Raw genomic sequence first — 18,840 nt, 5'->3', positions numbered from 1 at the left:
TGCACGCCCCGCCGGCGTGTCGCGTGCAAACTTCGCGGACTCGAGGGAGGGCAGCTCCTGCGCGAAGACAGTTAGCGGCGGAGGGACCAGGACGCGCGGCGGATGAGGGTGTGTCCGCGGCGCGTGGTGAGGCGGGTCCAGGGGCCGGTCTCGTGGATGGTGACCGGCTCGCCCTCGCCCAGGAAGCCCAGCGACTCGGCGGCGAAGCCGGCGCCGGTCGGGACGTACTCCAGCCCCTCGATCGGGCGGCCCCACACCTCGGCGCGCACCCGCTGCACGAGCTGCTCCCCTGTTCCGGTCGGCACGGCCTCCGCGACCTCCGCGATGCCCGCCTGCGCGATCGACTGCAGCTGGGCCGCATCCGTCTCGCCGACCTTCTGCCAGCCGCCGCGCGGCGGCGAGATGCCCGCCCACGTGACGGTCGACACCTCCAGCGGCAAGCGGATCTCGACCGGGCCCTCGGCCGGCTCCGCCTCGGCGGCCTCGCGCACGCGGGCGACGCGGTCGAGCAGCGAGCGGATGGGCACCACCACGTCGAACTCGGCGTCGCCGCCGATCGCGAAGGTGCGCAGGCCCAGCACGGTGGGCGTCTCGTCCATCAGGCCGCGGGGGTACAGGATCGCCGTGTAGACGGCGAGGACGCCGGATCCGGCGATCAGGCGCACGGATCCCTCCTCGACACGGGCCGCCCTCGACAGATACGTCTGCAGATCGGCGGCGGCGAGGGTGTCCATCAAGGAAAACGACTGGCTCATCGGGTGTCTAAACTACCAAGAGACCACCGACTTGGAGGCACTGTGACCGAGCCCCTGGCTTCTCTCCTGACCGCGCTCGATCTCACCGACACCGGAGCCCGCACCAGCGAGGACATCTTCACGGGCCCGTCGCAGTGGATGCCGCTGGGCCGCGTCTTCGGCGGACAGGTGCTCGCACAGTCGATCGTCGCCGCGACGCGCACCGTCGAGGACGACCGCAGCATCCACTCGATGCACGGCTACTTCCTGCGGCCGGGCGACGTGAACTTCCCGATCACGTTCTCGGTGGACCGCATCCACGACGGCCGATCGTTCTCGACGCGGCGCACGCAGGCGTACCAGAACGGGCTGCCGATCCTGTCGATGATCGCGTCGTTCCAGACGGCCGACGACGGGTTCGAGCACCAGGATGCGATGCCCGACGGTCTGCCGGAGCCGGAGGACCTGCCGTCGACGGCCAACTCTCTGGAGGACGCGCAGCATCCGGTGGCGCAGTATTGGGCCAGCCAGCGGCCATTCGACATGCGGCACGCCACGTCGCCCGTCTACCTGTCCGTCGAGGGTGAACGAGTCGCGCACCAGGCGGTCTGGTTCCGGACCATCGGCGACATGCCCGACGACCCGGCGCTGCACCGCGCGGCCCTCGCCTATGCCAGCGACTACACGATCATGGAGTCCATCATGCGCCGCCACGGGATCGCCTGGGCGACGCCGGGTCTCAAGGCGGCGAGCCTGGACCACGCGATGTGGTGGCACCGGCCCGCCCGGGTGGATGAGTGGCTGCTGTACGTACAGGAGTCGCCGACCGCGGGCGGCGGCCGGGGCCTGTCGCAGGGCCGCATCTTCTCGCGCGACGGGCGCCTCGTGGCGAGCGTTGCGCAGGAGGCCACGATCCGCCTGCCGCACGACTGAGCCCCGCCGCGCCGCCGCCGCGTCCCTCCGCGCCCTCGTCGCCCACTCGCCCGGCCCCGCACCCTCCGTCGAGTCCGCGAACTTTGCACGCCCGACCGGCGTGTCGTGTGCAATCTTCGCGGACTCGACGGTGGGCGGAGGGGCGGAGAGCGGTCAGCCGAAGGTGCTGCGGAGCAGGACGGTGCCGTCGCCGGCCGAGCGGATGTCGACGGCGGCGATCTCCGCGACCGGGACGCTGGTGGTCGCCACGGGGAGCGCAGTGGTGCCCTCGTCGGCGGTCCAGGTCGAGATCGTGTGCTGCGTGCCGGCGCGGTCGGTGACCACCATGGCGTAGGTCCAGGAGTGCGCACCGGGCTCCGCGCCGACGTGCGCGTAGCGGCACGTCGAGTCGATGCGGGTGCCCCACGGCTCGGCGGTCAGCCGGAGATCGGCCGTCAGAGCGCTCGGCTCGACCTGCTGCATCACCACGGCGGCCTGCGGTGCCGCGGGCGGATGCAGCACGCCCGGCAGCACGAACGCGGAGACGCCGACCAGCAGGGCGGCTGCGACGGCGGACAGCCCGGCGACGAGCCACCGATCCCGCATCCGGCGCCGGCGCGCACGGTGCAGCAGAGACGGGAGCACATCCGGCGACGGGCCCGACTCGCCGACGAGAGCCGGGATCGCCTCTGGGGCGGGCGCGTCCTCCTCGAGCAGGGCGAACGCCTGCTCCCGATCCACACGGCCCAGGATGCCGGGCATGCCGGCCAGCTCGGACACCGCCTCCGAGCAGCGCCCGCACTCGCGCAGGTGCGCCTCGAACGCGCGCCGCTCGACCGGCGAGAGGGAGCCGAGCACGTAGGCCGCATCCCAGGTCGCGAACTCGTCGTGGGTGGTCATCGTTCCGTCACTCCTCTCTCCTGCAGGGCGAGTCGCAGGGCGCGCAAGCCGTAATGGAGGCGCGACTTCACCGTGCCCTCCGGGATGTCGAGCTCGCGCGCGATCTCGGCCACCGAGCGCCCGCCGTAATAGGCATGGACGATGACGGCCCGGTGCTCGACCGAGAGTTCCGCGAGCGCGTCCGAGACGAGCCAGGCGTCGAGCACGGCGTCCGCCTCGCTGTCGGGCGAAGGATGCTCGGGCAGTGTGTCCGTGCCGAACTCATGCCGGTGCGCCGCGCTGCGGCGGCCGTCGATCACGAGGTTGCGCGCCACGGTGAACAGCCACGTGCGGGCGGACTGCTGCGACTGGTCCAGGACGGCCGGCTTGCGCCAGGCGCGCAGCAGCGTCTCCTGCACGACATCGTCGGCCATCGCACGGTCGCCGGTGAGGTGCACGACGTACCGCCAGACCGCCTGCGCGTGCTGGTCGTGCAGTTCGCGCAGCAGGCGCGCGTCCTCCTCCGGCATGTTCACCTCCACTCAGTACACGATGCAGCCTGCGGAAAGGTTCACACATCACGGTTGAACCGATCGACCTATCGTCTCGTGAGTACGGTAAGAGACGAATCCGCCGAACAGGAGAATCCGCATGAACGATCGCACCCCGCTCACTCGCCGCACGCTCCTCACGGTCGGCGGCGCCGGCGCCGGCGCCGTGCTCCTCGCCGCGTGCACACCCGGCGGAGCGGACGGCTCCACCGGTTCCGGTGGGTCGGGCGGTTCGGGTGGTTCAGGCGACGGTTCCGCCTCTGGCGGAGGCACGGGCGCCGCGAAGGTCTCGCTCGCGTCCATCCCGGTCGGCGGCGCCGTGTCGGCGACGCTCGCGGGGAAGCCGATCGTCGTGTCGCAGCCGAGCGCCGGAAAGGTGGTCGCGTTCAGCGCCGTCTGCACGCATCAGGGCTGCACGGTCGCGCCGCAGGGCAAGGAGTTCGACTGCCCCTGCCACGGCTCGCGGTTCGACGCGACGACGGGCGACGTGCTGAGCGGCCCGGCGCGTGACCCGCTTCCGCAGTTGAAGGCGCAGGTCTCCGGCGACTCCGTGACCGTCACCGAGTAGGGGCCGACATGGAGATCAACGGACTGCCGCTGCACGTCCTGCTCGTTCATTTCGTCGTCGTGCTGGTGCCCGTGACGGCGGTCGCGGCACTGCTCGTACCGATTTGGCCGGCGGCACGTCGCCGTCTCGGCATCGTCGTGCCGCTGCTGGCCTTGGCGAACGTGATCCTCGTCCCCATCACGACCGAGGCAGGCGAATGGCTTCAGGCTCGGGTGCCCTCGACGCCGCTGATCCAGCAGCATGCTGCGATCGGCAAGGATCTGCTGCCGTGGGTCATCGCGCTCTTCGCGTTCAGCGTGCTGCAGTGGGCGTGGTTCTTCTTCTTCGACCGCCCGGAGTCGCCGCGGCGCCCGTCACCGGTCGTCCGCCGGGTGGTGATCATCGTGCTGATCGTCGTCGCGCTGGTGCTGGCGGTGGGGACGATCGTGGAGGTCGTGCTGATCGGCGAGGGCGGCGCGCGGGCGATCTGGCAGAACTCGTTCAGCCCCACGGAGTTGCCGGCGAAGCCCACGCCCTGACATCCGCCGGCCGCGCCGCGCCGTCAGGCCCGCTTGGCGAACGCGACCGGTTCGTCGAGGTACGGCGTCCAGGCGTCTCGCTCCCGGTCGTTGATGCGGCGCGGGCGCTGGCTGGTCGCATCCACGAGCACGATGGTGGTCGCCGCGCGCGAGAACAGCGTTCGCGGCTCCGTGCCCTCCGGCGACCACACTTCGTAGCAGACCTCCAGACTGGCGCCGCCGAGCCGCCCGAGCCACAGCTGGACGTCGAGCGGCTGACGGAGGTACGGGATGGGCGCCAGGTACTCGATCTCCTGCCGTGCGATCAGGGTGAGGGTGTCCGCGCCGGGGCGTCCGTCGAGGACGGCGGTCGAGCCACCGACCGCCTCCCCGCTGCCTTCGCCGCTGTCGTCGGTCGCCCAGAACGCCTCGATGCGCGCCTCCTCGAGGAGGCGCAGCATCTCGGCGTTGTTGACGTGACCGTAGGCGTCGAGGTCGCTCCAGCGGAGCTTGATCGGGACGTGCAGGCGCATCGCGGTCGGCTCCGGCTCAGTCGCGGGTGAGCTTGCGGTACGCCGAGCGGTTCGGCTTGGCGGCGTCCGGGCCCAGCCGCTCGACCTTGTTCTCCTCGTACGCCTCGAAGTTGCCCTCGAACCAGTACCAGTCGGCGGGATTCTCGTCGGTGCCCTCATAGGCGAGGATGTGCGTCGCGATCCGGTCGAGGAACCACCGGTCGTGGGTGATCACCACCGCGCAGCCGGGGAACTCGAGGAGCGCGTTCTCGAGGCTGGAGAGCGTCTCGACGTCGAGGTCGTTGGTCGGCTCGTCGAGGAGCAGCAGGTTGCCGCCCTGCTTGAGGGTGAGCGCGAGGTTGAGGCGGTTGCGCTCACCGCCCGAGAGCACGCCCGACTTCTTCTGCTGGTCCGGTCCCTTGAATCCGAAGGTGGAGACGTAGGCGCGCGACGGCACCTCGGTCTTTCCGACCTGGATGTAGTCGAGCCCGTCGGAGACGACCTCCCAGACGTTCTTGTTCGGGTCGATGCCGCCACGGGTCTGGTCGACGTACGAGATCTGCACGGTCTCGCCGACCTTCAGCGTGCCGTCGTCGAGCGGCTCGAGCCCGACGATCGTCTTGAACAGGGTCGTCTTTCCGACGCCGTTCGGACCGATCACGCCGACGATCCCGTTGCGGGGCAGGGTGAAGGTGAGGCCGTCGATGAGCTTGCGGTCGCCGAAGCCCTTCTCGAGGTTCTTCGCGTCGATCACGATCTGGCCGAGGCGCGGCCCCGGCGGGATCTGGATCTCCTCGAAGTCGAGCTTCCTGGTGCGCTCCGCCTCGGCCGCCATCTCCTCGTAGCGGGCCAGACGCGCCTTCGACTTGGCCTGGCGCCCCTTGGAGTTGCTGCGAACCCAGTCCAGTTCCTCGGAGAGGCGCTTGGCGAGCTTCGCGTCCTTCTTGCCCTGGATCGCCAGGCGCTCGCGCTTCTTCTCGAGGTAGGTCGAGTAGTTGCCCTCATACGGGTACAGGTGCCCGCGGTCGACCTCGGCGATCCACTCGGCCACGTGGTCGAGGAAGTACCGGTCGTGGGTCACGGCCAGGACCGCACCGTGGTACTTCGCCAGGTGCTGCTCGAGCCAGAGCACGCTCTCGGCGTCGAGGTGGTTGGTGGGCTCGTCGAGGAGCAGGAGGTCGGGCTTCTGCAGCAGCAGCTTGCAGAGCGCGACGCGGCGCTTCTCACCGCCGGAGAGCGTATTGACCGGCCAGTCCCCCGGCGGGCAGCGCAGAGCATCCATCGCCTGGTCGAGCTGGGAGTCGAGGTCCCACGCGTCGGCGGCGTCGATCTGCTCCTGCAGCGTCCCCATCTCGGCGAGCAGGGTGTCGAAGTCGGCGTCCGGATCGGCGAGCAGGCCGGAGATCTCGTTGAACCGGTCGACCTTCTGCTTGATCTCGCCGACGCCCTCCTGAACGTTCTCGAGCACGGTCTTGTTCTCGTCGAGCTCGGGCTCCTGCATGAGGATGCCGACGCTGTAGCCCGGGCTGAGCTTGGCCTCGCCGTTGGAGGGCGTGTCCAGGCCGGCCATGATCTTCAGGATGGTGGACTTACCGGCGCCGTTGGGACCCACGACGCCGATCTTCGCTCCCGGGAGGAACGCCATCGTGACATCGTCGAGGATCACCTTGTCGCCGACCGCCTTGCGGGCGCGCACCATCGAGTAAATGTATTCGGCCACTCTTCTTCTCAAACTCCCTGTCGTCGGCTGCTTGCCGTATACGAGGATACCCGGGAACCCGCGTCACTCCGGCGGGTCGAAGCGCTACCAGTCGATGGCGCGGGTCTGCCCGACGAGGCAGGTCCCGGTGGCGAGCGCGGGCGTCACCATGCTGGAGTAGCCGCCCGCGTCGGCGCCGTTCTGCCCGATGAGGCAGGTGTCGCCCAGGCGCACCGAGAACTGGACCGAGTTGGCCTTCAGGCCGATGGTCGTCGTGTCGACGGTCAGCTGCATGTCGGCCTTGGGGAAGCCCGCGGCCACCAGCGCGTCGATGAAGTCGCGGCCCTGCGCGTTCGGGTTCGCCGCCAGCGTCGCGCGGTTCACCTGGTCGAAGAACGGCCGGTTCTGCTGGGCCGTTCCGCCCGGCACGAGGGCGATGGCCGCCGGAGCCGAGCTCGTGGGCGGGGCACTCGCTGTGGAGGTGGCGACCGGCGACGCGGACGGTGGCGCCGACCCCGCACCCGTGCACCCCGTGAGCACCAACACCAGGGCCACCCCGCCCGCAATCGCTGCCAGCGCCGAAGCCGAACCCGGGGCGGACACGGTGAACGGACCGGTCCGGCGGACCACGGGAGACGTCATATGCCTCATCTTAGGGCGCACTCGCTGAGAGAGAGTCGGGAGGGGTCGCGGCCTCCTCCGACGTCTCGGACGAGCTGGATTTCGTGAACTGCGACCGCCCCCAGGTCAGGTCGTGCCCGATGGAATCGGCTTCGATCTCCACCGTCATCCCCTGCTTCTCGCCGCTCCATTCACGCAGGCACAGCCGCCCGGCGACGAGGACCGGATCGCCCTTGGAGATGCACCCGGCCGCGCTGACGGCGAGGCGGCGGAAGGCGCTGACGGTGTACCAGTTGCTCCCGCCGTCCTCCCAGGCGGACGATTGACGGTTGTAGCGGCGGCGCGTGGTGACGAGCCGGAAGCTCGTGATCGGCAGGCCGCCCTCGGTGACGAGGTGGCGCGGCTCGGTGGCGACGAAGCCGCGGACGGCGACGGTGTCGGACATGATCTCCCCTTTCGGTTCCCGCCGCGGTGGCGGGGTGAGACCACTCTCGTCGTCGCGCGGGGCGCATCCACGGGTCCGGCCCAGATCGGTGGAGAACCCGCCGAGCGACCGAACTGGGGACGGATTCAGGCCGCGACGTACTCCGCGTACGACGCGCGGATCTTGTTGACCTTCGGCAGCGCCACCGCCAGACAGTAGCCCTGGCCCGGGTTCTTCGCGAAGAAGTCCTGGTGGTACTCCTCGGCGCGGTACAACGGGCCGAGCGGCTCGATGGTCGTGACGATGCCGCCGTCCCAGTACTCGGCGGCCCGGTCGCGAGCGCCCTCGAACAGCTCGCGCTGGTGCTCGCTGTCGTAGAACATCGCCGACCGGTACTGGGTGCCGATGTCGTTGCCCTGGCGGTTGAGCTGGCGGGGATCGTGCAGGGTGAAGAAGACGTCCAGGATCACGCCCGGCGGGATGACCTCGGGGTCGAACGTCACGGCGACGGCCTCGGCATGCCCGGTGCGACCGGTGCACACCTCCTCGTAGGACGGGTCGACGGCGGTGCCGCCGGTGTAGCCGGACACCACATCCTGCACGCCGCGCAGGACGCGGTACACCGCATCCAGGCACCAGAAGCATCCGCCGGCCAGCACGAAGGTCTGCATTGAGGTCTCCCTTTCGATACGCTCGCATCCATTCTGCTACGGCCAGTTGGCGACACGACGCGAACGGTCCGCTCCCCCGCCGTGAACCGCCGTTACCATCGCGGCATGCAGTGGTGGAACGACTTCGTCGATTGGCTCAACTCGCCGGACACACAGCCGGTGATCTTCTACGCGGCGGTCCTCGCGATCTCCGTGATCCTCTCCGGCCTCATCGCCGCCTGGATCGCCCGGGGAGCCGTTAGCGGCCTCCTCTCCCGCACCGACCGTCAGCAGAAGGCGTCGGCCATCGCGGCCCTCGTCGACGCGGCGACCGAGGCATCCGTCTGGAACTCGCTCACTCCGGCCGAGCAGGTGCTCTCCGACCGAGCCGTCGGTCAGGCCGACATCATGGTCCGCCTGCTGCCGATCAAGAGCTCCGGCCTCGCCGCGAACTGGGCCGGGCACCAGCTCGCCGAGATGAAGCGGGCCTCCGCGACCTTCGGCTACCAGCTGGACCCGGCGATCGCCGAGTTCCGCGACCGGCTGATCGAGTGGCAGAACAGCCCTCGTCGCGCGCGCCGCATCTTCCAGAGCGACCTGGAGCGCTGGCGGTTCGAGAACACCGACAGCGAGCGGTCGGCGATCGCCCAGCAGGATGCGTGGGTCGCCCAGCAGCATCACGAGCAGTACGCGACCCCGGCGACCGCGGCGGCCCCGGTGACTCCCTCGACCGCGGAGAGCGAAACGGCGCCCGCGCCCGCCCCGGCGGCCGACCCGCAGCCCGCGGACTCGAACGCGACCGCCGACACCTCCCCCACGGCGCGCCTCGGCCAGCCGGTCTGACCCGGACCACCCCACCCGACAGAAGCACTGCACCCGACAGAAGCACTCCACCCGACACGAAGGGCGCCGGCATCCCGCCGGCGCCCTTCGTCGTTCCCGTCGGGACTCAGCGGCTGTAGGAGGTCGCACCCCACCAGGTGTCGTACATGCTGGCCGGCGGCTGCCGCTTGTGCTCCGTCGCCGTGTAGCGGCTCTCCAGCGCCTCGGCCACCTCGTCGGAGACGTCCTTGCCCTCGAGGAAGTCGTCGATGTCGCTGTAGGTGAGGCCCAGGTTGTCCTCGTCCGTCTGCCCCGGGTTCAGGTCGAGCAGGTCGGCCGTGGGCGCCTTCTCGTACAGCCGGGCGGGCGCGCCGAGGTGCTGCAGCAGCTGCTTGCCCTGGCGCTTGGTGAGACCGCTCAGCGGCAGCACGTCCGTCCCGCCGTCCCCGTACTTGGTGAAGAACCCGGTGACCGCCTCGGCAGCGTGGTCCGTGCCGATCACGAGCAGCCCGCGCTGGCCGGCGATGGCGTACTGCGCCACCATCCGGATGCGCGCCTTGACGTTGCCCTTCACGAAGTCGGTCATCGGGTCGCCGATCGCGTCGGCGTACTCGTCCTCGACGCCGTCGGTGCCGCGCTGGATGTTGAACACGAACGAGCTCTTCGGCCGGATGAACGAGAGGGCGAGCTGCGCATCCTCTTCGTCGCGCTGCACCGCGTAGGGCAGGCGGACGGCCACGAACTCCGCGTCCGTGCCCTCCTCCGCCAGCCGCTCGACGGCGAGCTGCGCCAGCCGTCCGGCGAGGGACGAGTCCTGGCCGCCGCTGATGCCGAGCACGAAGCCCTTGGCGCCGGTCGTGCGCAGGTAGTCGACAAGGAAGCCGACCCGGCGCTCGACCTCGGCCGCCGGATCCACTTCGGGTCGGACGTAGAGCTGGTCGATGATCTGTGCCTGAAGTTCACGCATGACGTCACACTATCCCCGTCGGATTTCGGCTGTGTGAACGAGCCCCGGCGGCCGACGCCCGGTCTGCCGCGACGGCCGCCCGGCTCGCTAGCATGCGCGCATGGACCCCGCCGTGTCGACCGTCGTGATCGTCCCCCTGCTCGGAGTCGCGGCCGCGCTCCTCACCACCGCGCTCGGCCGGTTCGTGAAGATCCCGCTCGTGGTGTTCGAGATCGTGCTGGGGCTCATCGTCGGGCCGAGCGTGCTCGGCTGGGTGCCGAAGACGGATGCGCTGGATGCGCTCGCGAACTTCGGGCTGGCCTTCCTCTTCTTCATGGCCGGCAACGAGATCGACTTCGCCGAGATCGGCCGCCGCCGGCTGGGTCGTGCCTCGCTGACCTGGGTGCTCTCGCTGATCGGCGGCATCCTCCTCGCGTGGCTCGTCGTCGGGCAGCTGACCCGCGGGGTCTACATCGGCATCGCGCTCACCTCGACCGCGCTCGGCACCCTCATGCCGGTGCTGCGGGACGCCGGAGAGCTGCGCACCCCGTTCGGCCGCGCCGTGACCGCGGTCGGCGCCGTCGGCGAGTTCGGCCCGCTGCTCGCGATCTCGCTGTTCCTCAGCGGCCGGAAACCGCTGGCGGCCGCCCTGGTGCTGATCGGGTTCGCGCTCATCGCGGCGGCGGCCATCTGGTTCGCGTCGCGCGGCGGCCACGAACGCTTCCACCACCTGGTGCGCGGGACGCTGCACACCAGCGGGCAGTTCGCGGTCCGGTTCGTGGTGCTCGTCATCGCCGCGCTCGTCGGCCTGAGCATCGCCCTCGGGCTGGACATGCTGCTCGGCGCCTTCGCGGCGGGCGTGCTGTGCCGCATCCTGCTCTCCGGCGCCGAGCCAGCGGATGCGCGTCAGATCGAGAGCAAGCTGGAAGCCGTGGCGTTCGGCGTGCTGGTGCCCATCTTCTTCATCAACACCGGGATCGGGTTCGACCTGAAGGCGCTGCTCGGCGACCCGCGCGCGCTCATCCTGCTCCCGGTCTTCCTCCTCCTGCTCATCGCGGTGCGCGGCATCCCCGGCTCGTTCTCGGCCCCGCCCGGCTCGACGGTGCGCGATCGGGCCGCGCTGACACTGTTCACGGCGACGGGGCTGCCGATCATCGTCGCCGTGACGTCCATCGGGATCCGCGAGCACGACCTCCCGGTCGGCACCGCTACAGCGCTGGTCGGCGCCGGGATGCTGTCCGTGCTGATCTTCCCGCTGGTCGGGCTGACGCTCCGGCGCCGCTCGGCGGACGGCGGCAAGCGGCCGGCGGATCCGGACGCCGTGCCGATCGAAGGCTGAGGACGGGCTGAGCGGCGACCGCGCGCCGGGCCCGGGTCGCTACGCCACGCGGCTGACCGCGCGGGCCAGGATCGCGGTGGTGAGCGCCTCCACCGGCTCCCGAGCGGCCGACGGGTTCGACAGCAGCGTGAAGTCGACGTGGCCGAGGTCGGGCAGGCCGAAGCGGTTCGTCACCTTGATGAGATCGGTCGGGATGAGCGACCGCGGGAACACCGCGATCCCGATGCCCGCCCGTACGGCGGCGAGCACGCCGTTGACCTCTCGGGTGTTGCAGGTGATCCGCCAGGTGCGGCCGGACGCCTCCAACGCCTCGATGGCGGCCTGCCTGCTGAGGCTGGGGCCCTGATACGAGATCAGCGGGACCGGGCCGTCGGGGTCGATCACCGTCTTCTCCTGGCCCATCCACACCAGTTCGTCGGTGGCGACCACCGCACCCTCGGTGGTGCCGGGGGTCTGCTTGATGAAGATGAGGTCGAGCTGTCCGGCCTTCAGCTTGCGGTGCAGCGGGGCCGATTGATCGACCGTCAGTTCGAGGTTGATCTGCGGGTTCTGCTGCCGGAAGTGCCGCAGGATGCGCGGAAGCGTGGTGATCGCGAGGTCGTCCGCTGCGCCGAACCGCAGTCGCCCGCGCATGGCGGAGCCGCTGAAGTAACTGTCGGCCTCGGCGAGTGCGGCGAGGATGGTGCGCGCGAAGCCGGCCATCGCATCCCCGTTGTCGGTCAGCCGCACCTCCCGGGTGTCGCGCGCGATCAGCTGCCGTTTCGCGGACTGCTCCAGCTTGCGGATGTGCTGGCTCACGGTCGGCTGGCTGACGCCGAGCCGGGCCGCCGCCTTCGTAAAGCTGCGGGTGTCGGCGACGGCGAGGAAGGTCTGCAGCAGCACGGGATCGAACATGGACCTCCATTCGAAAACTCAATGGGAGTTATAGCGGGGATCGGGAACAATAATAGCCCCGGATGCGTACTGTCGATAAGGACACTTCATACGGAACCAGACACGACTCGAGGTAACACGCACGTGGCGCACACAACCGCAGCGGCCCCGTCCACCGGACCCATGCCGGTCCTCTCCACCCGGCCGCCGTGGCGCGAGACGTTCGTCTCGCTGCGCGTCCCGAACTACCGACGCTTCGCCGCAAGCAACCTGGTCGCCAACACGGCGGTGTGGATGCAGCGGATCGCGATGGACTGGCTGGTGCTCCAGCTCTCCGGAAGCGTCGCCGCCGTCGGGGTGACCGTCTTCATGCAGTTCACGCCGATGCTCGTCTTCGGGCTCTGGGGCGGCGTCATCGCCGACCGCTACTCCAAGCAGCGCCTGCTCGTCATCACCCAGTCGTGCGCGGCCGCACTCGCGGCGCTCCTCGCCGTGCTGACGCTGACCGGCGTGATCGAGGTCTGGCACGTCTACGCGATCTCGTTCGTGCTCGGCCTGGTGACCGTGGTCGACAACCCGGCGCGGCAGGTTTTCGTGAACGAGCTGGTCGGCCCGACGTACCTCCGTAACGCGATCAGCCTCAACTCATCGATCTTCCAGCTCGGCGGACTCATCGGGCCGGCACTCGGCGGCGTGCTGATCACCGCGGTCGGCGGCGGCTGGTCGTTCGCGATCAACGCCGTGGCGTGTCTGGCGGTGGTCTTCGCGGTCGCCACGCTCAGGCGCTCGGAGCTGCACGCCTCGCCCGCGGCACCGCGCGGCAAGGGGCAGCTGGCCGAGGGGATGCGCTACGTGCGCCGCAAGCCGGTGATCTTCTGGACGGTCGTCATGGTCGCCGTGATCGCCGTGTTCGCCTTCAACATGCCCGTGTTCCTCGCGGCGTACGCCAACGACGTCTACCACGTGGGTGCGCAGGGCTACGGGCTGTTCAACGCGCTCGTCGCGGCCGGCGCGCTCACCGGAGCCCTCGCCTCCACCCGCCGCACGAGCGTGCGACTGTCTATGGTGGTCGGCACCGCGGCGGCGCTCGGTGTCATGCAGGCGATCGCCGGCTTCGCGCCGGGCGAGATCGCGTTCGGCGCTCTGCTCGTCGGCGTCGGCGTCGGCAACCTGCTGTTCATCACCGCGGCGAACTCGCTGGTGCAGATGTCGTCGAACGTGCAGATCCGCGGGCGGGTGATCTCGCTCTACATCCTCGTCCTGCTCGGCGGCCAGGCGCTCGGCGGGCCCCTGATGGGGTGGATCGTGGAGCAGCTCGGTCCGCACATCGCGATGGCGATCTCCGGACTGGTCCCGGCGGCGGCGGCCGCCGTGGTCGCGGTGCTGATCGCGCGGCAGGCGAGCCTGCGGCTGCGGTTCGGGCTGCGGGGGCGGCGTCCGGTCATCGCGATCGTCAACCGCGCGGGCAAGAGCGGCGCCCGGCTCTGAGCCGGGCGCACGGCGCGGCTCCGGTATCGTGGAGCCGACGCCCCCGTAGCTCAGCGGATAGAGCAGGAGCCTTCTAATCTCTTGGTCGCAGGTTCGATTCCTGCCGGGGGCACCACCGAGCAGATCTCGCGGTGCTTCTCATCTCTTGGTCGCAGGTTCGATTCCTGCCGGGGGCACCAACGCATCCACCGCACCCACCGCATCCACCGCGGAGATTTGTGCCAAATCTCGGTAATCCGCGCCCCATAACGACGATTTGGCGCAAATCTTCAGCGGCAGGGACGAGAAAGGCCCGGACTCCACCAGGAGCCGGGCCTTTCGCTTGGGGTGAGTAACGGGGCTTGAACCCGCGACCTCCTGGACCACAACCAGGCGCTCTACCAACTGAGCTATACCCACCATGGCCGCTGCCCGGCCCGAGGGCCGGCCTGCAAGCAACTCATCGATTCTAGTACATCCGGGGAGCCCATTTTTCCACCACACCCGCGGCCAGCGCCTGGGTGTCTTCTGTGGTGGGCCCGGGCGGCACGGCGAAGGCGGCCGCGCGGTAGTAGTCGAGCTCGCGGATGGATTCGAGGATGTCGGCGAGGGCGCGGTGGCCGCCGTTCTTCTCCGGTGCGTTGAAGTAGATGCGCGGGAACCAGCGGCGGGCCAGCTCCTTGATCGACGAGACGTCGACGTTGCGGTAGTGCAGGTGGTTGTCGAGCCGCGGCATGTACTTCGCCAGGAACATCCGGTCGGTGCCGATGGTGTTGCCGGCGAGCGGGGCGGTGCGCGCGGTCGGCGCGAACTTCAGCACGTACTCCAGCACCTCGTACTCGGCCTCGGCGAGGCTCTTCCCACCGGGGATCTCGTCGATCAGCCCGGAGGTCGTGTGCATCTGACGTACGAAGTCACCCATGTTGGCGAGCGCCGAGTCGTCGGGCTTGATGACGATGCTGAGGCCCGGGTCGAGCACGTTCAGCTCGAAGTCGGTGATCACCACGGCGATCTCGACGAGCTCGTCGACCTCGAGGTCGAGGCCGGTCATCTCGCAGTCGATCCAGACCAGTCGATCCGAGGAGGTTGCCATAGCAGCGAGTCTAGTGCGGCCCTCCGACAGCGCCGGGCACGGGCAGCTTCGGCCCCCGGCCGTCGCCGGTCGAGGCGTGGCGCAGGCGACGGGCCGCCCACGGGATGGCGTAGACGCGCAGCCAGGTCCGGAACGGCACGGAGTCCGGCGGCGACGGCGGCTCGACGGGGACCGCCGCGGTCTCCGGTCCGCTCACCTCGGCGTACGGCACCCCGAGCGCGTGCGCGGCGTGCGCCGCCAGCAGCCGGTGACCGCGCGTGCTCAGGTGCACGCGGTCGGAGGCCCACATCGCCGGGTCGCGGAACTCGCGCACGCCCCAGACGTCGAGCACGACCGCGCGCTGATCCCGCGCGATGCTCCAGATGTTGGCGTTGAAGACGGCCGCCCGCCCGCGGAACGGCTTGAGGAAGAACGCGAACTGCGGATCGAAGATGTTGGCCAGCAGCACGGTCGCACCCGAGGCGCGCAACCGGCGGATGCCGTCCTCGAGCCGCGAGGCCAGCGCATCCGGGTCGGCGGCGGGGCTCATCAGGTCGTTGCCGCCGATCATGACGGAGACGAGGTCGGGCTGCAGCGTCACGGCGTGCGGAATCTGCGCATCCACGACATCGGCGATGCGGCGGCCCCGGACCGCGAGGTTGGCGAACTCGAGCGAGGCGCCGGCGAGGTGGGCGTCGCCGTCGAGGATGCCGGCGAGGCGGTCCGCCCAGCCGAGGAACGCGTCCGGTTGCCCGGGCGCGCTGTCGCACAGCCCCTCGGTGAGCGAGTCTCCGAGGGCCACGTAGCGCGTGAAGGTCGATCGGCTCACGAGTCGATCATCGCCGGTGCGACCCGCCGCGATGACCGGGCGACGGGCACTTCCGGCCGATCGTCGCCGCGATTTCGCCGGACGTACACTGACAGGGTGGATTCGACACCGGCCGTTGACCCGGCGGTCACCGGGCAAGAGCAGACCGAGGCACGACTGACCCTCTACACGTCAGCCTTCTGCGAGCCGTGCATGCAGACGCGCGCGGTGCTGGCGGAGGCCGCGCGGCTGGCCCCGCGCATCGCCGTGACCGAGCGGGATGTGGCGCGCAACCTCGAGCAGGCCGAGCGCGACCGCATCCGCTCGACGCCGACGGTGATCGTGCACGCCGCCGACGGGTCCGAGGTGTTCCGCGCCGAGGGCGTCCCGACGCTCGCCCAGGTGCTCTCGGCGGCTGCCCGCGCGCTCTGACGCGCGTCAGCCCGCAGAATCGGCTGAGCGGTGCAGCAGGAAGATGCCGCCGTGGGCCGGCAGGTGGCCGCGCTCGGCGTCGGTCTCGACGAACTCGTCGATCACGGCGACGATCCGCCGGTCGAGCTCCGCCACGTCCTCCGGCGACAGGTGCAGCGAGAACCGGGCGTACGTGGCGATGGATGCGGGGCCCGCCTCCGCGAACTCCTGCTGGAACGCCTCCACCGGTGCGACGCTCTGGCGGGGGTCCAGCTCCTCCAGCGGCACCGAGAGCCCCCAGCTCTTACGCGTGGAGCGGTACGGCTTCTCCAGGGCACCGGACTCCCCCGTCCGCACCTCCGCCGGCTCGAGGAAGCCCGCGTTCACCAGCTGACGCACGTGGTAGTGCGCGGTGCCCGCATCGACGCCGAGCCGGTCGGCCAGCTCCTTGTTGGTCAGCTCCCGGTCGCCGCAGAGGCGCAGGATGCGCAGGCGCAGCGGATGCGACATCGCCTTCAGCTCCTGCGGGGTGGCGGGGCGTCGCTTGGCGTCCGGGTCGGTGCGGTGCTCCTGCGTCATGCCAGAAGCCTAGTCCCCGATCGAGAGAACTGTTATCGATTGAGATTTCTCGATCAGTGTGCCAGGCTCGGGATATGACCGCGAACGCGCTCGGAGCCCGCTACCGCAAGCTGTGGACCTCCGCCGCTCTCTCCAACCTGGCCGACGGCGCCATGAAGGTCGCCCTCCCACTGGTCGCCATCCGCTACACCGACTCCCCCGCGGTCATCGCCGGGCTGACCTTCGCCTTCACCCTGCCCTGGCTGCTGTTCGCGCTGACCGCGGGGGCGCTCGCCGACCGCAGCGACCGGCGGCGGCTCATGCTGCTCGCCAACGCGGCCCGCGCCCTCTTCCTCGCCTGCCTCACGGTCGCCACCGTCGCGGGCGCCGGGTCCATCTGGCTGCTCTACGCCGCCGCCGTCTGCATCGGCGTCGCGGAGACCGTGTACGACACGTCGGCCCAGTCGATCCTGCCGCAGCTCGTGCCCCGAGCCCTGCTGTCGCGGGCCAACGGCCGGCTGTATGCGGCCGAGCTGACGGCCAACGAGTTCGTCGGGCCGCCGCTGGGCGGCTTCCTGGTCGCCACCGGCGTCGCCTTCGCGTTCGGCACTCCGGCGCTGCTCTGGGTCGCGGCGGTCGGAGTGCTCCTCCTGGTCCGCGGCCGGTTCGTGGCGGAGCGGACGGAACGCACGACCATCCGGGCCGACATCGCCGAGGGGCTGCGGTTCCTCGGCCGGAGCACGCTGCTGCGCACACTCGCGATCATGGTCGGCGTCTTCAACTTCGCGAGCTCCGCCGTCTTCACCGTCTTCGTGCTGTACGCCGCGGGTCCGCACTCGGCGATGAAGCTGTCCGACCCGGCCTACGGCCTGCTCCTGACCTTCTCGGCCGTCGGCAGCGTGCTCGGCACGTTCCTCGCCGAGCCGGCCGAACGGCTGCTCGGCCGATCCCGGGCGCTCGCGCTGACGATCGTCGGATCGCTGCTGACGGTCGCCACTCCGGGCTTCACTGCGAATCCGTTCATCATCGGCGCCGGACTGCTGCTGGGCGGTGTGACGGTGTCCATCTGGAACGTCATCACGGTCTCGCTGCGGCAGCGGATCACCCCCTGCGCCTGCTGGGCCGCCTCAACAGCGCCTACCGACTGCTCGCCTGGGGCACGATGCCTGTCGGGGCGCTGGTCGGCGGCCTTCTCGGAGAGGTGTTCGGCGTCCGGTGGGTGTTCCTGATCATGGGTGCTCTGGTGGTGCTCCAGCTCATCCCGATGATCTGGGTGACGGACCGCCGGATGGCCGAAGCGGAGGCCGCCGTCGAGGCGCAGGAGGCGCGGGAGACGCACCAGGGCGAGTCCACCGCTCGTTGACGCGTACACGACTTTGCCAGGGTCTACGCCTGAACCGTCCAGAAACTGCGCCTAGGGTCTTTTCCGACGGCGAAGAAAGCCGTCCGTGCCGCGCAGGCGGCATCCAGCCCTCCCCCAACCCTGAGGCGCCCCCGCGCCCGCCCTGGATGCTCCGGCCTTCTCACGCCCGGCACACCCGCGCCGCACGCCGCGCCTTCCGGACCACGGGTCCACGAGGCGCTTCCGCGCGTGCCGTGCGGTCGCCAGCCCGCAGGACCGCTCCCGAACGAGCACCGGTCCGCGTGCGGACACCCCTGTCCGCACGTCCAGGCGGGGAAGCCCGATCCAGGAAAACAATGCTCAGCACCCTCCGAAAGACCGTCAAGAACAGCCCCATCTCGCTCGGCCGCATCGTCACCGGCGCCGCCACCGTCATCATGGGCGCCAGCCTCATCGCCCCCATGGTGGCCCAGCAGCAGCAGAGCGAGCGCCAGACGCGCGAGCTCTCCGAAGCCACCGGGATGCGCCACGAGCAGCTCGGCGTGTACGACTCGATCGTGCGCGACCGGCTCGAGCGCGAGGCGAAGGTCACGCTCAGCGGCGCCGAGGCGACCGTCGCGGCCAACCAGACCAAGGCCGACGCCTCCGCCGCGAAGACCGCCATCGCCGGCCTCAGCAGCTTCACGAAGCTCGCCGACGACAAGCTCCGCACCACCATCGACCAGACGAAGGCCGCGTCCGACGCGCTCGCCGCCGCCGGCGCCGACGCCGACCGTCGCGCCGCCGAGGCTGCCGCCGCCGCCGCGGCCGCGGCAGCAGCCGCCCAGGCGAACGCCAACACCGTCGAGGGCGCGAAGGCGACCGCCGCGAGCATCGCGGCCAGCCAGTACGGCTGGGGCGCCGACCAGTTCCAGTGCCTGTCTAACCTGTGGCAGCGCGAGTCCGGCTGGAACTACCAGGCCAGCAACTCCGGCAGCGGCGCTACCGGCATCCCGCAGGCGCTGCCCGGCAGCAAGATGGCCTCGTTCGGCTCCGACTGGGCGACCAACGCCACCACGCAGATCAAGTGGGGCCTCGACTACATCGCCCGCGGCTACGGAACTCCGTGCGGCGCGTGGGGTCACTCGGAGTCGTTCAACTGGTATTGAGCCGCCG

General features: G+C 70.3%; 22 protein-coding genes and 2 tRNA genes. 10 read left to right on the top strand and 14 right to left on the bottom strand.

Annotated features, from left to right (window positions below; translation table 11 throughout):
* Positions 1 to 71: 71 nt before the first annotated feature.
* Positions 72 to 755, bottom strand: a complete 684-nt coding sequence (locus ACQ86M_RS05405) for a hypothetical protein (protein ID WP_431247330.1) — start codon at positions 753 to 755, stop codon at positions 72 to 74.
* Positions 756 to 797: 42 nt separating this feature from the next.
* On the opposite strand from ACQ86M_RS05405, the gene ACQ86M_RS05400 reads away from it, so the two are divergent.
* Complete coding sequence (locus ACQ86M_RS05400; protein WP_431221075.1) at positions 798 to 1,667, top strand: acyl-CoA thioesterase; 870 nt, start codon at positions 798 to 800, stop codon at positions 1,665 to 1,667.
* Positions 1,668 to 1,820: 153 nt separating this feature from the next.
* On the opposite strand, the gene ACQ86M_RS05395 is transcribed toward ACQ86M_RS05400, so the two are convergent.
* Together ACQ86M_RS05395 and ACQ86M_RS05390 are read right to left on the bottom strand one after the other, a co-directional pair.
* Positions 1,821 to 2,546 carry a zf-HC2 domain-containing protein gene (locus ACQ86M_RS05395; protein WP_431247329.1) on the bottom strand — a complete coding sequence of 242 codons (726 nt, stop codon included), beginning with the start codon at positions 2,544 to 2,546 and terminating at the stop codon, positions 1,821 to 1,823.
* Entirely contained in the window at positions 2,543 to 3,055 is a 513-nt protein-coding gene (locus tag ACQ86M_RS05390) for a sigma-70 family RNA polymerase sigma factor (protein WP_431247328.1), read from the bottom strand. Before ACQ86M_RS05390 ends, ACQ86M_RS05395 begins: the two co-directional genes overlap by 4 nt.
* A gap of 121 nt (positions 3,056 to 3,176) precedes the next feature.
* Here ACQ86M_RS05390 and ACQ86M_RS05385 point away from each other — a divergent pair, with 121 nt between their 5' ends.
* Positions 3,177 to 3,644: a ubiquinol-cytochrome c reductase iron-sulfur subunit gene (locus ACQ86M_RS05385; RefSeq protein WP_431247327.1), complete on the top strand. Its 468-nt coding sequence runs from the start codon at positions 3,177 to 3,179 to the stop codon at positions 3,642 to 3,644.
* Between the two features lie 8 nt (positions 3,645 to 3,652).
* Positions 3,653 to 4,162: a hypothetical protein gene (locus ACQ86M_RS05380; RefSeq protein WP_431221071.1), complete on the top strand. Its 510-nt coding sequence runs from the start codon at positions 3,653 to 3,655 to the stop codon at positions 4,160 to 4,162.
* 23 nt (positions 4,163 to 4,185) lie between these two features.
* Here the strand turns inward: ACQ86M_RS05380 and ACQ86M_RS05375 are convergent, their stop codons facing one another.
* The 5 genes from ACQ86M_RS05375 to msrA form a co-directional block, all read right to left on the bottom strand.
* Positions 4,186 to 4,674: an acyl-CoA thioesterase gene (locus tag ACQ86M_RS05375; RefSeq protein ID WP_431247326.1), complete on the bottom strand. Its 489-nt coding sequence runs from the start codon at positions 4,672 to 4,674 to the stop codon at positions 4,186 to 4,188.
* A 16-nt stretch (positions 4,675 to 4,690) separates the two neighbouring features.
* Positions 4,691 to 6,373, bottom strand: coding sequence for an energy-dependent translational throttle protein EttA (gene ettA, locus ACQ86M_RS05370; protein WP_431221069.1), 1,683 nt, complete (start codon positions 6,371 to 6,373; stop codon positions 4,691 to 4,693).
* Positions 6,374 to 6,457: 84 nt separating this feature from the next.
* Positions 6,458 to 6,994: a DUF6993 domain-containing protein gene (locus ACQ86M_RS05365; RefSeq protein ID WP_431247325.1), complete on the bottom strand. Its 537-nt coding sequence runs from the start codon at positions 6,992 to 6,994 to the stop codon at positions 6,458 to 6,460.
* Positions 6,995 to 7,004: 10 nt separating this feature from the next.
* Positions 7,005 to 7,418: a single-stranded DNA-binding protein gene (locus tag ACQ86M_RS05360; RefSeq protein WP_431247324.1), complete on the bottom strand. Its 414-nt coding sequence runs from the start codon at positions 7,416 to 7,418 to the stop codon at positions 7,005 to 7,007.
* A 125-nt stretch (positions 7,419 to 7,543) separates the two neighbouring features.
* Complete coding sequence (msrA, locus tag ACQ86M_RS05355) at positions 7,544 to 8,068, bottom strand: peptide-methionine (S)-S-oxide reductase MsrA (protein ID WP_431247323.1); 525 nt, start codon at positions 8,066 to 8,068, stop codon at positions 7,544 to 7,546.
* A gap of 105 nt (positions 8,069 to 8,173) precedes the next feature.
* Between msrA and ACQ86M_RS05350 the strand changes: the two genes are divergently transcribed.
* Positions 8,174 to 8,890: a hypothetical protein gene (locus ACQ86M_RS05350; protein ID WP_431247322.1), complete on the top strand. Its 717-nt coding sequence runs from the start codon at positions 8,174 to 8,176 to the stop codon at positions 8,888 to 8,890.
* A gap of 106 nt (positions 8,891 to 8,996) precedes the next feature.
* On the opposite strand, the gene nadE is transcribed toward ACQ86M_RS05350, so the two are convergent.
* Positions 8,997 to 9,836, bottom strand: a complete 840-nt coding sequence (gene nadE / locus ACQ86M_RS05345) for an ammonia-dependent NAD(+) synthetase (RefSeq protein WP_431247321.1) — start codon at positions 9,834 to 9,836, stop codon at positions 8,997 to 8,999.
* A gap of 100 nt (positions 9,837 to 9,936) precedes the next feature.
* Here nadE and ACQ86M_RS05340 point away from each other — a divergent pair, with 100 nt between their 5' ends.
* Positions 9,937 to 11,154: a cation:proton antiporter gene (locus ACQ86M_RS05340; protein WP_431247320.1), complete on the top strand. Its 1,218-nt coding sequence runs from the start codon at positions 9,937 to 9,939 to the stop codon at positions 11,152 to 11,154.
* A 39-nt stretch (positions 11,155 to 11,193) separates the two neighbouring features.
* Here the strand turns inward: ACQ86M_RS05340 and ACQ86M_RS05335 are convergent, their stop codons facing one another.
* Positions 11,194 to 12,048, bottom strand: coding sequence for a LysR substrate-binding domain-containing protein (locus ACQ86M_RS05335; RefSeq protein WP_431221062.1), 855 nt, complete (start codon positions 12,046 to 12,048; stop codon positions 11,194 to 11,196).
* Positions 12,049 to 12,210: 162 nt separating this feature from the next.
* On the opposite strand from ACQ86M_RS05335, the gene ACQ86M_RS05330 reads away from it, so the two are divergent.
* The gene (locus ACQ86M_RS05330) at positions 12,211 to 13,515 is read left to right on the top strand and encodes an MFS transporter (protein ID WP_431247319.1); all 1,305 of its coding nucleotides are present in this window, start codon (positions 12,211 to 12,213) and stop codon (positions 13,513 to 13,515) included.
* A gap of 39 nt (positions 13,516 to 13,554) precedes the next feature.
* Positions 13,555 to 13,630, top strand: a tRNA-Arg gene (locus tag ACQ86M_RS05325).
* A 208-nt stretch (positions 13,631 to 13,838) separates the two neighbouring features.
* Here the strand turns inward: ACQ86M_RS05325 and ACQ86M_RS05320 are convergent.
* From ACQ86M_RS05320 to ACQ86M_RS05310, 3 genes are all read right to left on the bottom strand, one after another.
* Positions 13,839 to 13,914: transfer RNA gene (locus ACQ86M_RS05320), tRNA-His, on the bottom strand.
* 49 nt (positions 13,915 to 13,963) lie between these two features.
* A complete protein-coding gene (gene orn / locus ACQ86M_RS05315; RefSeq protein WP_431247318.1) occupies positions 13,964 to 14,587 on the bottom strand; it encodes an oligoribonuclease in 624 nt (207 codons plus the stop codon).
* Between the two features lie 10 nt (positions 14,588 to 14,597).
* Positions 14,598 to 15,395, bottom strand: a complete 798-nt coding sequence (locus ACQ86M_RS05310) for an SGNH/GDSL hydrolase family protein (RefSeq protein WP_431247317.1) — start codon at positions 15,393 to 15,395, stop codon at positions 14,598 to 14,600.
* A gap of 96 nt (positions 15,396 to 15,491) precedes the next feature.
* Between ACQ86M_RS05310 and ACQ86M_RS05305 the strand changes: the two genes are divergently transcribed.
* Positions 15,492 to 15,806, top strand: a complete 315-nt coding sequence (locus ACQ86M_RS05305) for a thioredoxin family protein (RefSeq protein ID WP_431247316.1) — start codon at positions 15,492 to 15,494, stop codon at positions 15,804 to 15,806.
* 6 nt (positions 15,807 to 15,812) lie between these two features.
* Here ACQ86M_RS05305 and ACQ86M_RS05300 read toward each other — a convergent pair whose 3' ends face one another.
* Positions 15,813 to 16,364 (bottom strand): ArsR/SmtB family transcription factor, encoded by a 552-nt coding sequence (locus tag ACQ86M_RS05300; protein WP_431247315.1) that lies wholly within the window; start codon positions 16,362 to 16,364, stop codon positions 15,813 to 15,815.
* A 74-nt stretch (positions 16,365 to 16,438) separates the two neighbouring features.
* Between ACQ86M_RS05300 and ACQ86M_RS05295 the strand changes: the two genes are divergently transcribed.
* Together ACQ86M_RS05295 and ACQ86M_RS05290 are read left to right on the top strand one after the other, a co-directional pair.
* Positions 16,439 to 17,572: an MFS transporter gene (locus ACQ86M_RS05295; RefSeq protein ID WP_431247314.1), complete on the top strand. Its 1,134-nt coding sequence runs from the start codon at positions 16,439 to 16,441 to the stop codon at positions 17,570 to 17,572.
* 469 nt (positions 17,573 to 18,041) lie between these two features.
* The gene (locus ACQ86M_RS05290) at positions 18,042 to 18,833 is read left to right on the top strand and encodes a hypothetical protein (protein ID WP_431221053.1); all 792 of its coding nucleotides are present in this window, start codon (positions 18,042 to 18,044) and stop codon (positions 18,831 to 18,833) included.
* The last annotated feature ends 7 nt before the right edge of the window (positions 18,834 to 18,840 follow it).

This window comes from Leifsonia xyli subsp. cynodontis (genome assembly GCF_050632205.1).
In the GTDB taxonomy this organism is placed as follows: domain Bacteria; phylum Actinomycetota; class Actinomycetes; order Actinomycetales; family Microbacteriaceae; genus Leifsonia; species Leifsonia xyli_D.
Note: the sequence above shows the minus strand (reverse complement) of the source record. Positions and strands in the feature narration are given on the sequence as shown.

What these genes read in the sequence shown, in the direction of transcription:
- ACQ86M_RS05405 (WP_431247330.1), bottom strand. Translation starts at nt 755, where the DNA reads ATGAGCCAGTCGTTTTCCTTGATGGACACCCTCGCCGCCGCCGATCTG.
- ACQ86M_RS05395 (WP_431247329.1), bottom strand. Translation starts at nt 2,546, where the DNA reads ATGACCACCCACGACGAGTTCGCGACCTGGGATGCGGCCTACGTGCTC.
- ACQ86M_RS05390 (WP_431247328.1), bottom strand. Translation starts at nt 3,055, where the DNA reads ATGCCGGAGGAGGACGCGCGCCTGCTGCGCGAACTGCACGACCAGCAC.
- ACQ86M_RS05385 (WP_431247327.1), top strand. Translation starts at nt 3,177, where the DNA reads ATGAACGATCGCACCCCGCTCACTCGCCGCACGCTCCTCACGGTCGGC.
- ACQ86M_RS05380 (WP_431221071.1), top strand. Translation starts at nt 3,653, where the DNA reads ATGGAGATCAACGGACTGCCGCTGCACGTCCTGCTCGTTCATTTCGTC.
- ACQ86M_RS05375 (WP_431247326.1), bottom strand. Translation starts at nt 4,674, where the DNA reads ATGCGCCTGCACGTCCCGATCAAGCTCCGCTGGAGCGACCTCGACGCC.
- ACQ86M_RS05365 (WP_431247325.1), bottom strand. Translation starts at nt 6,994, where the DNA reads ATGACGTCTCCCGTGGTCCGCCGGACCGGTCCGTTCACCGTGTCCGCC.
- ACQ86M_RS05360 (WP_431247324.1), bottom strand. Translation starts at nt 7,418, where the DNA reads ATGTCCGACACCGTCGCCGTCCGCGGCTTCGTCGCCACCGAGCCGCGC.
- msrA (WP_431247323.1), bottom strand. Translation starts at nt 8,068, where the DNA reads ATGCAGACCTTCGTGCTGGCCGGCGGATGCTTCTGGTGCCTGGATGCG.
- ACQ86M_RS05350 (WP_431247322.1), top strand. Translation starts at nt 8,174, where the DNA reads ATGCAGTGGTGGAACGACTTCGTCGATTGGCTCAACTCGCCGGACACA.
- nadE (WP_431247321.1), bottom strand. Translation starts at nt 9,836, where the DNA reads ATGCGTGAACTTCAGGCACAGATCATCGACCAGCTCTACGTCCGACCC.
- ACQ86M_RS05340 (WP_431247320.1), top strand. Translation starts at nt 9,937, where the DNA reads ATGGACCCCGCCGTGTCGACCGTCGTGATCGTCCCCCTGCTCGGAGTC.
- ACQ86M_RS05335 (WP_431221062.1), bottom strand. Translation starts at nt 12,048, where the DNA reads ATGTTCGATCCCGTGCTGCTGCAGACCTTCCTCGCCGTCGCCGACACC.
- ACQ86M_RS05330 (WP_431247319.1), top strand. Translation starts at nt 12,211, where the DNA reads ATGCCGGTCCTCTCCACCCGGCCGCCGTGGCGCGAGACGTTCGTCTCG.
- orn (WP_431247318.1), bottom strand. Translation starts at nt 14,587, where the DNA reads ATGGCAACCTCCTCGGATCGACTGGTCTGGATCGACTGCGAGATGACC.
- ACQ86M_RS05300 (WP_431247315.1), bottom strand. Translation starts at nt 16,364, where the DNA reads ATGACGCAGGAGCACCGCACCGACCCGGACGCCAAGCGACGCCCCGCC.
- ACQ86M_RS05295 (WP_431247314.1), top strand. Translation starts at nt 16,439, where the DNA reads ATGACCGCGAACGCGCTCGGAGCCCGCTACCGCAAGCTGTGGACCTCC.
- ACQ86M_RS05290 (WP_431221053.1), top strand. Translation starts at nt 18,042, where the DNA reads ATGCTCAGCACCCTCCGAAAGACCGTCAAGAACAGCCCCATCTCGCTC.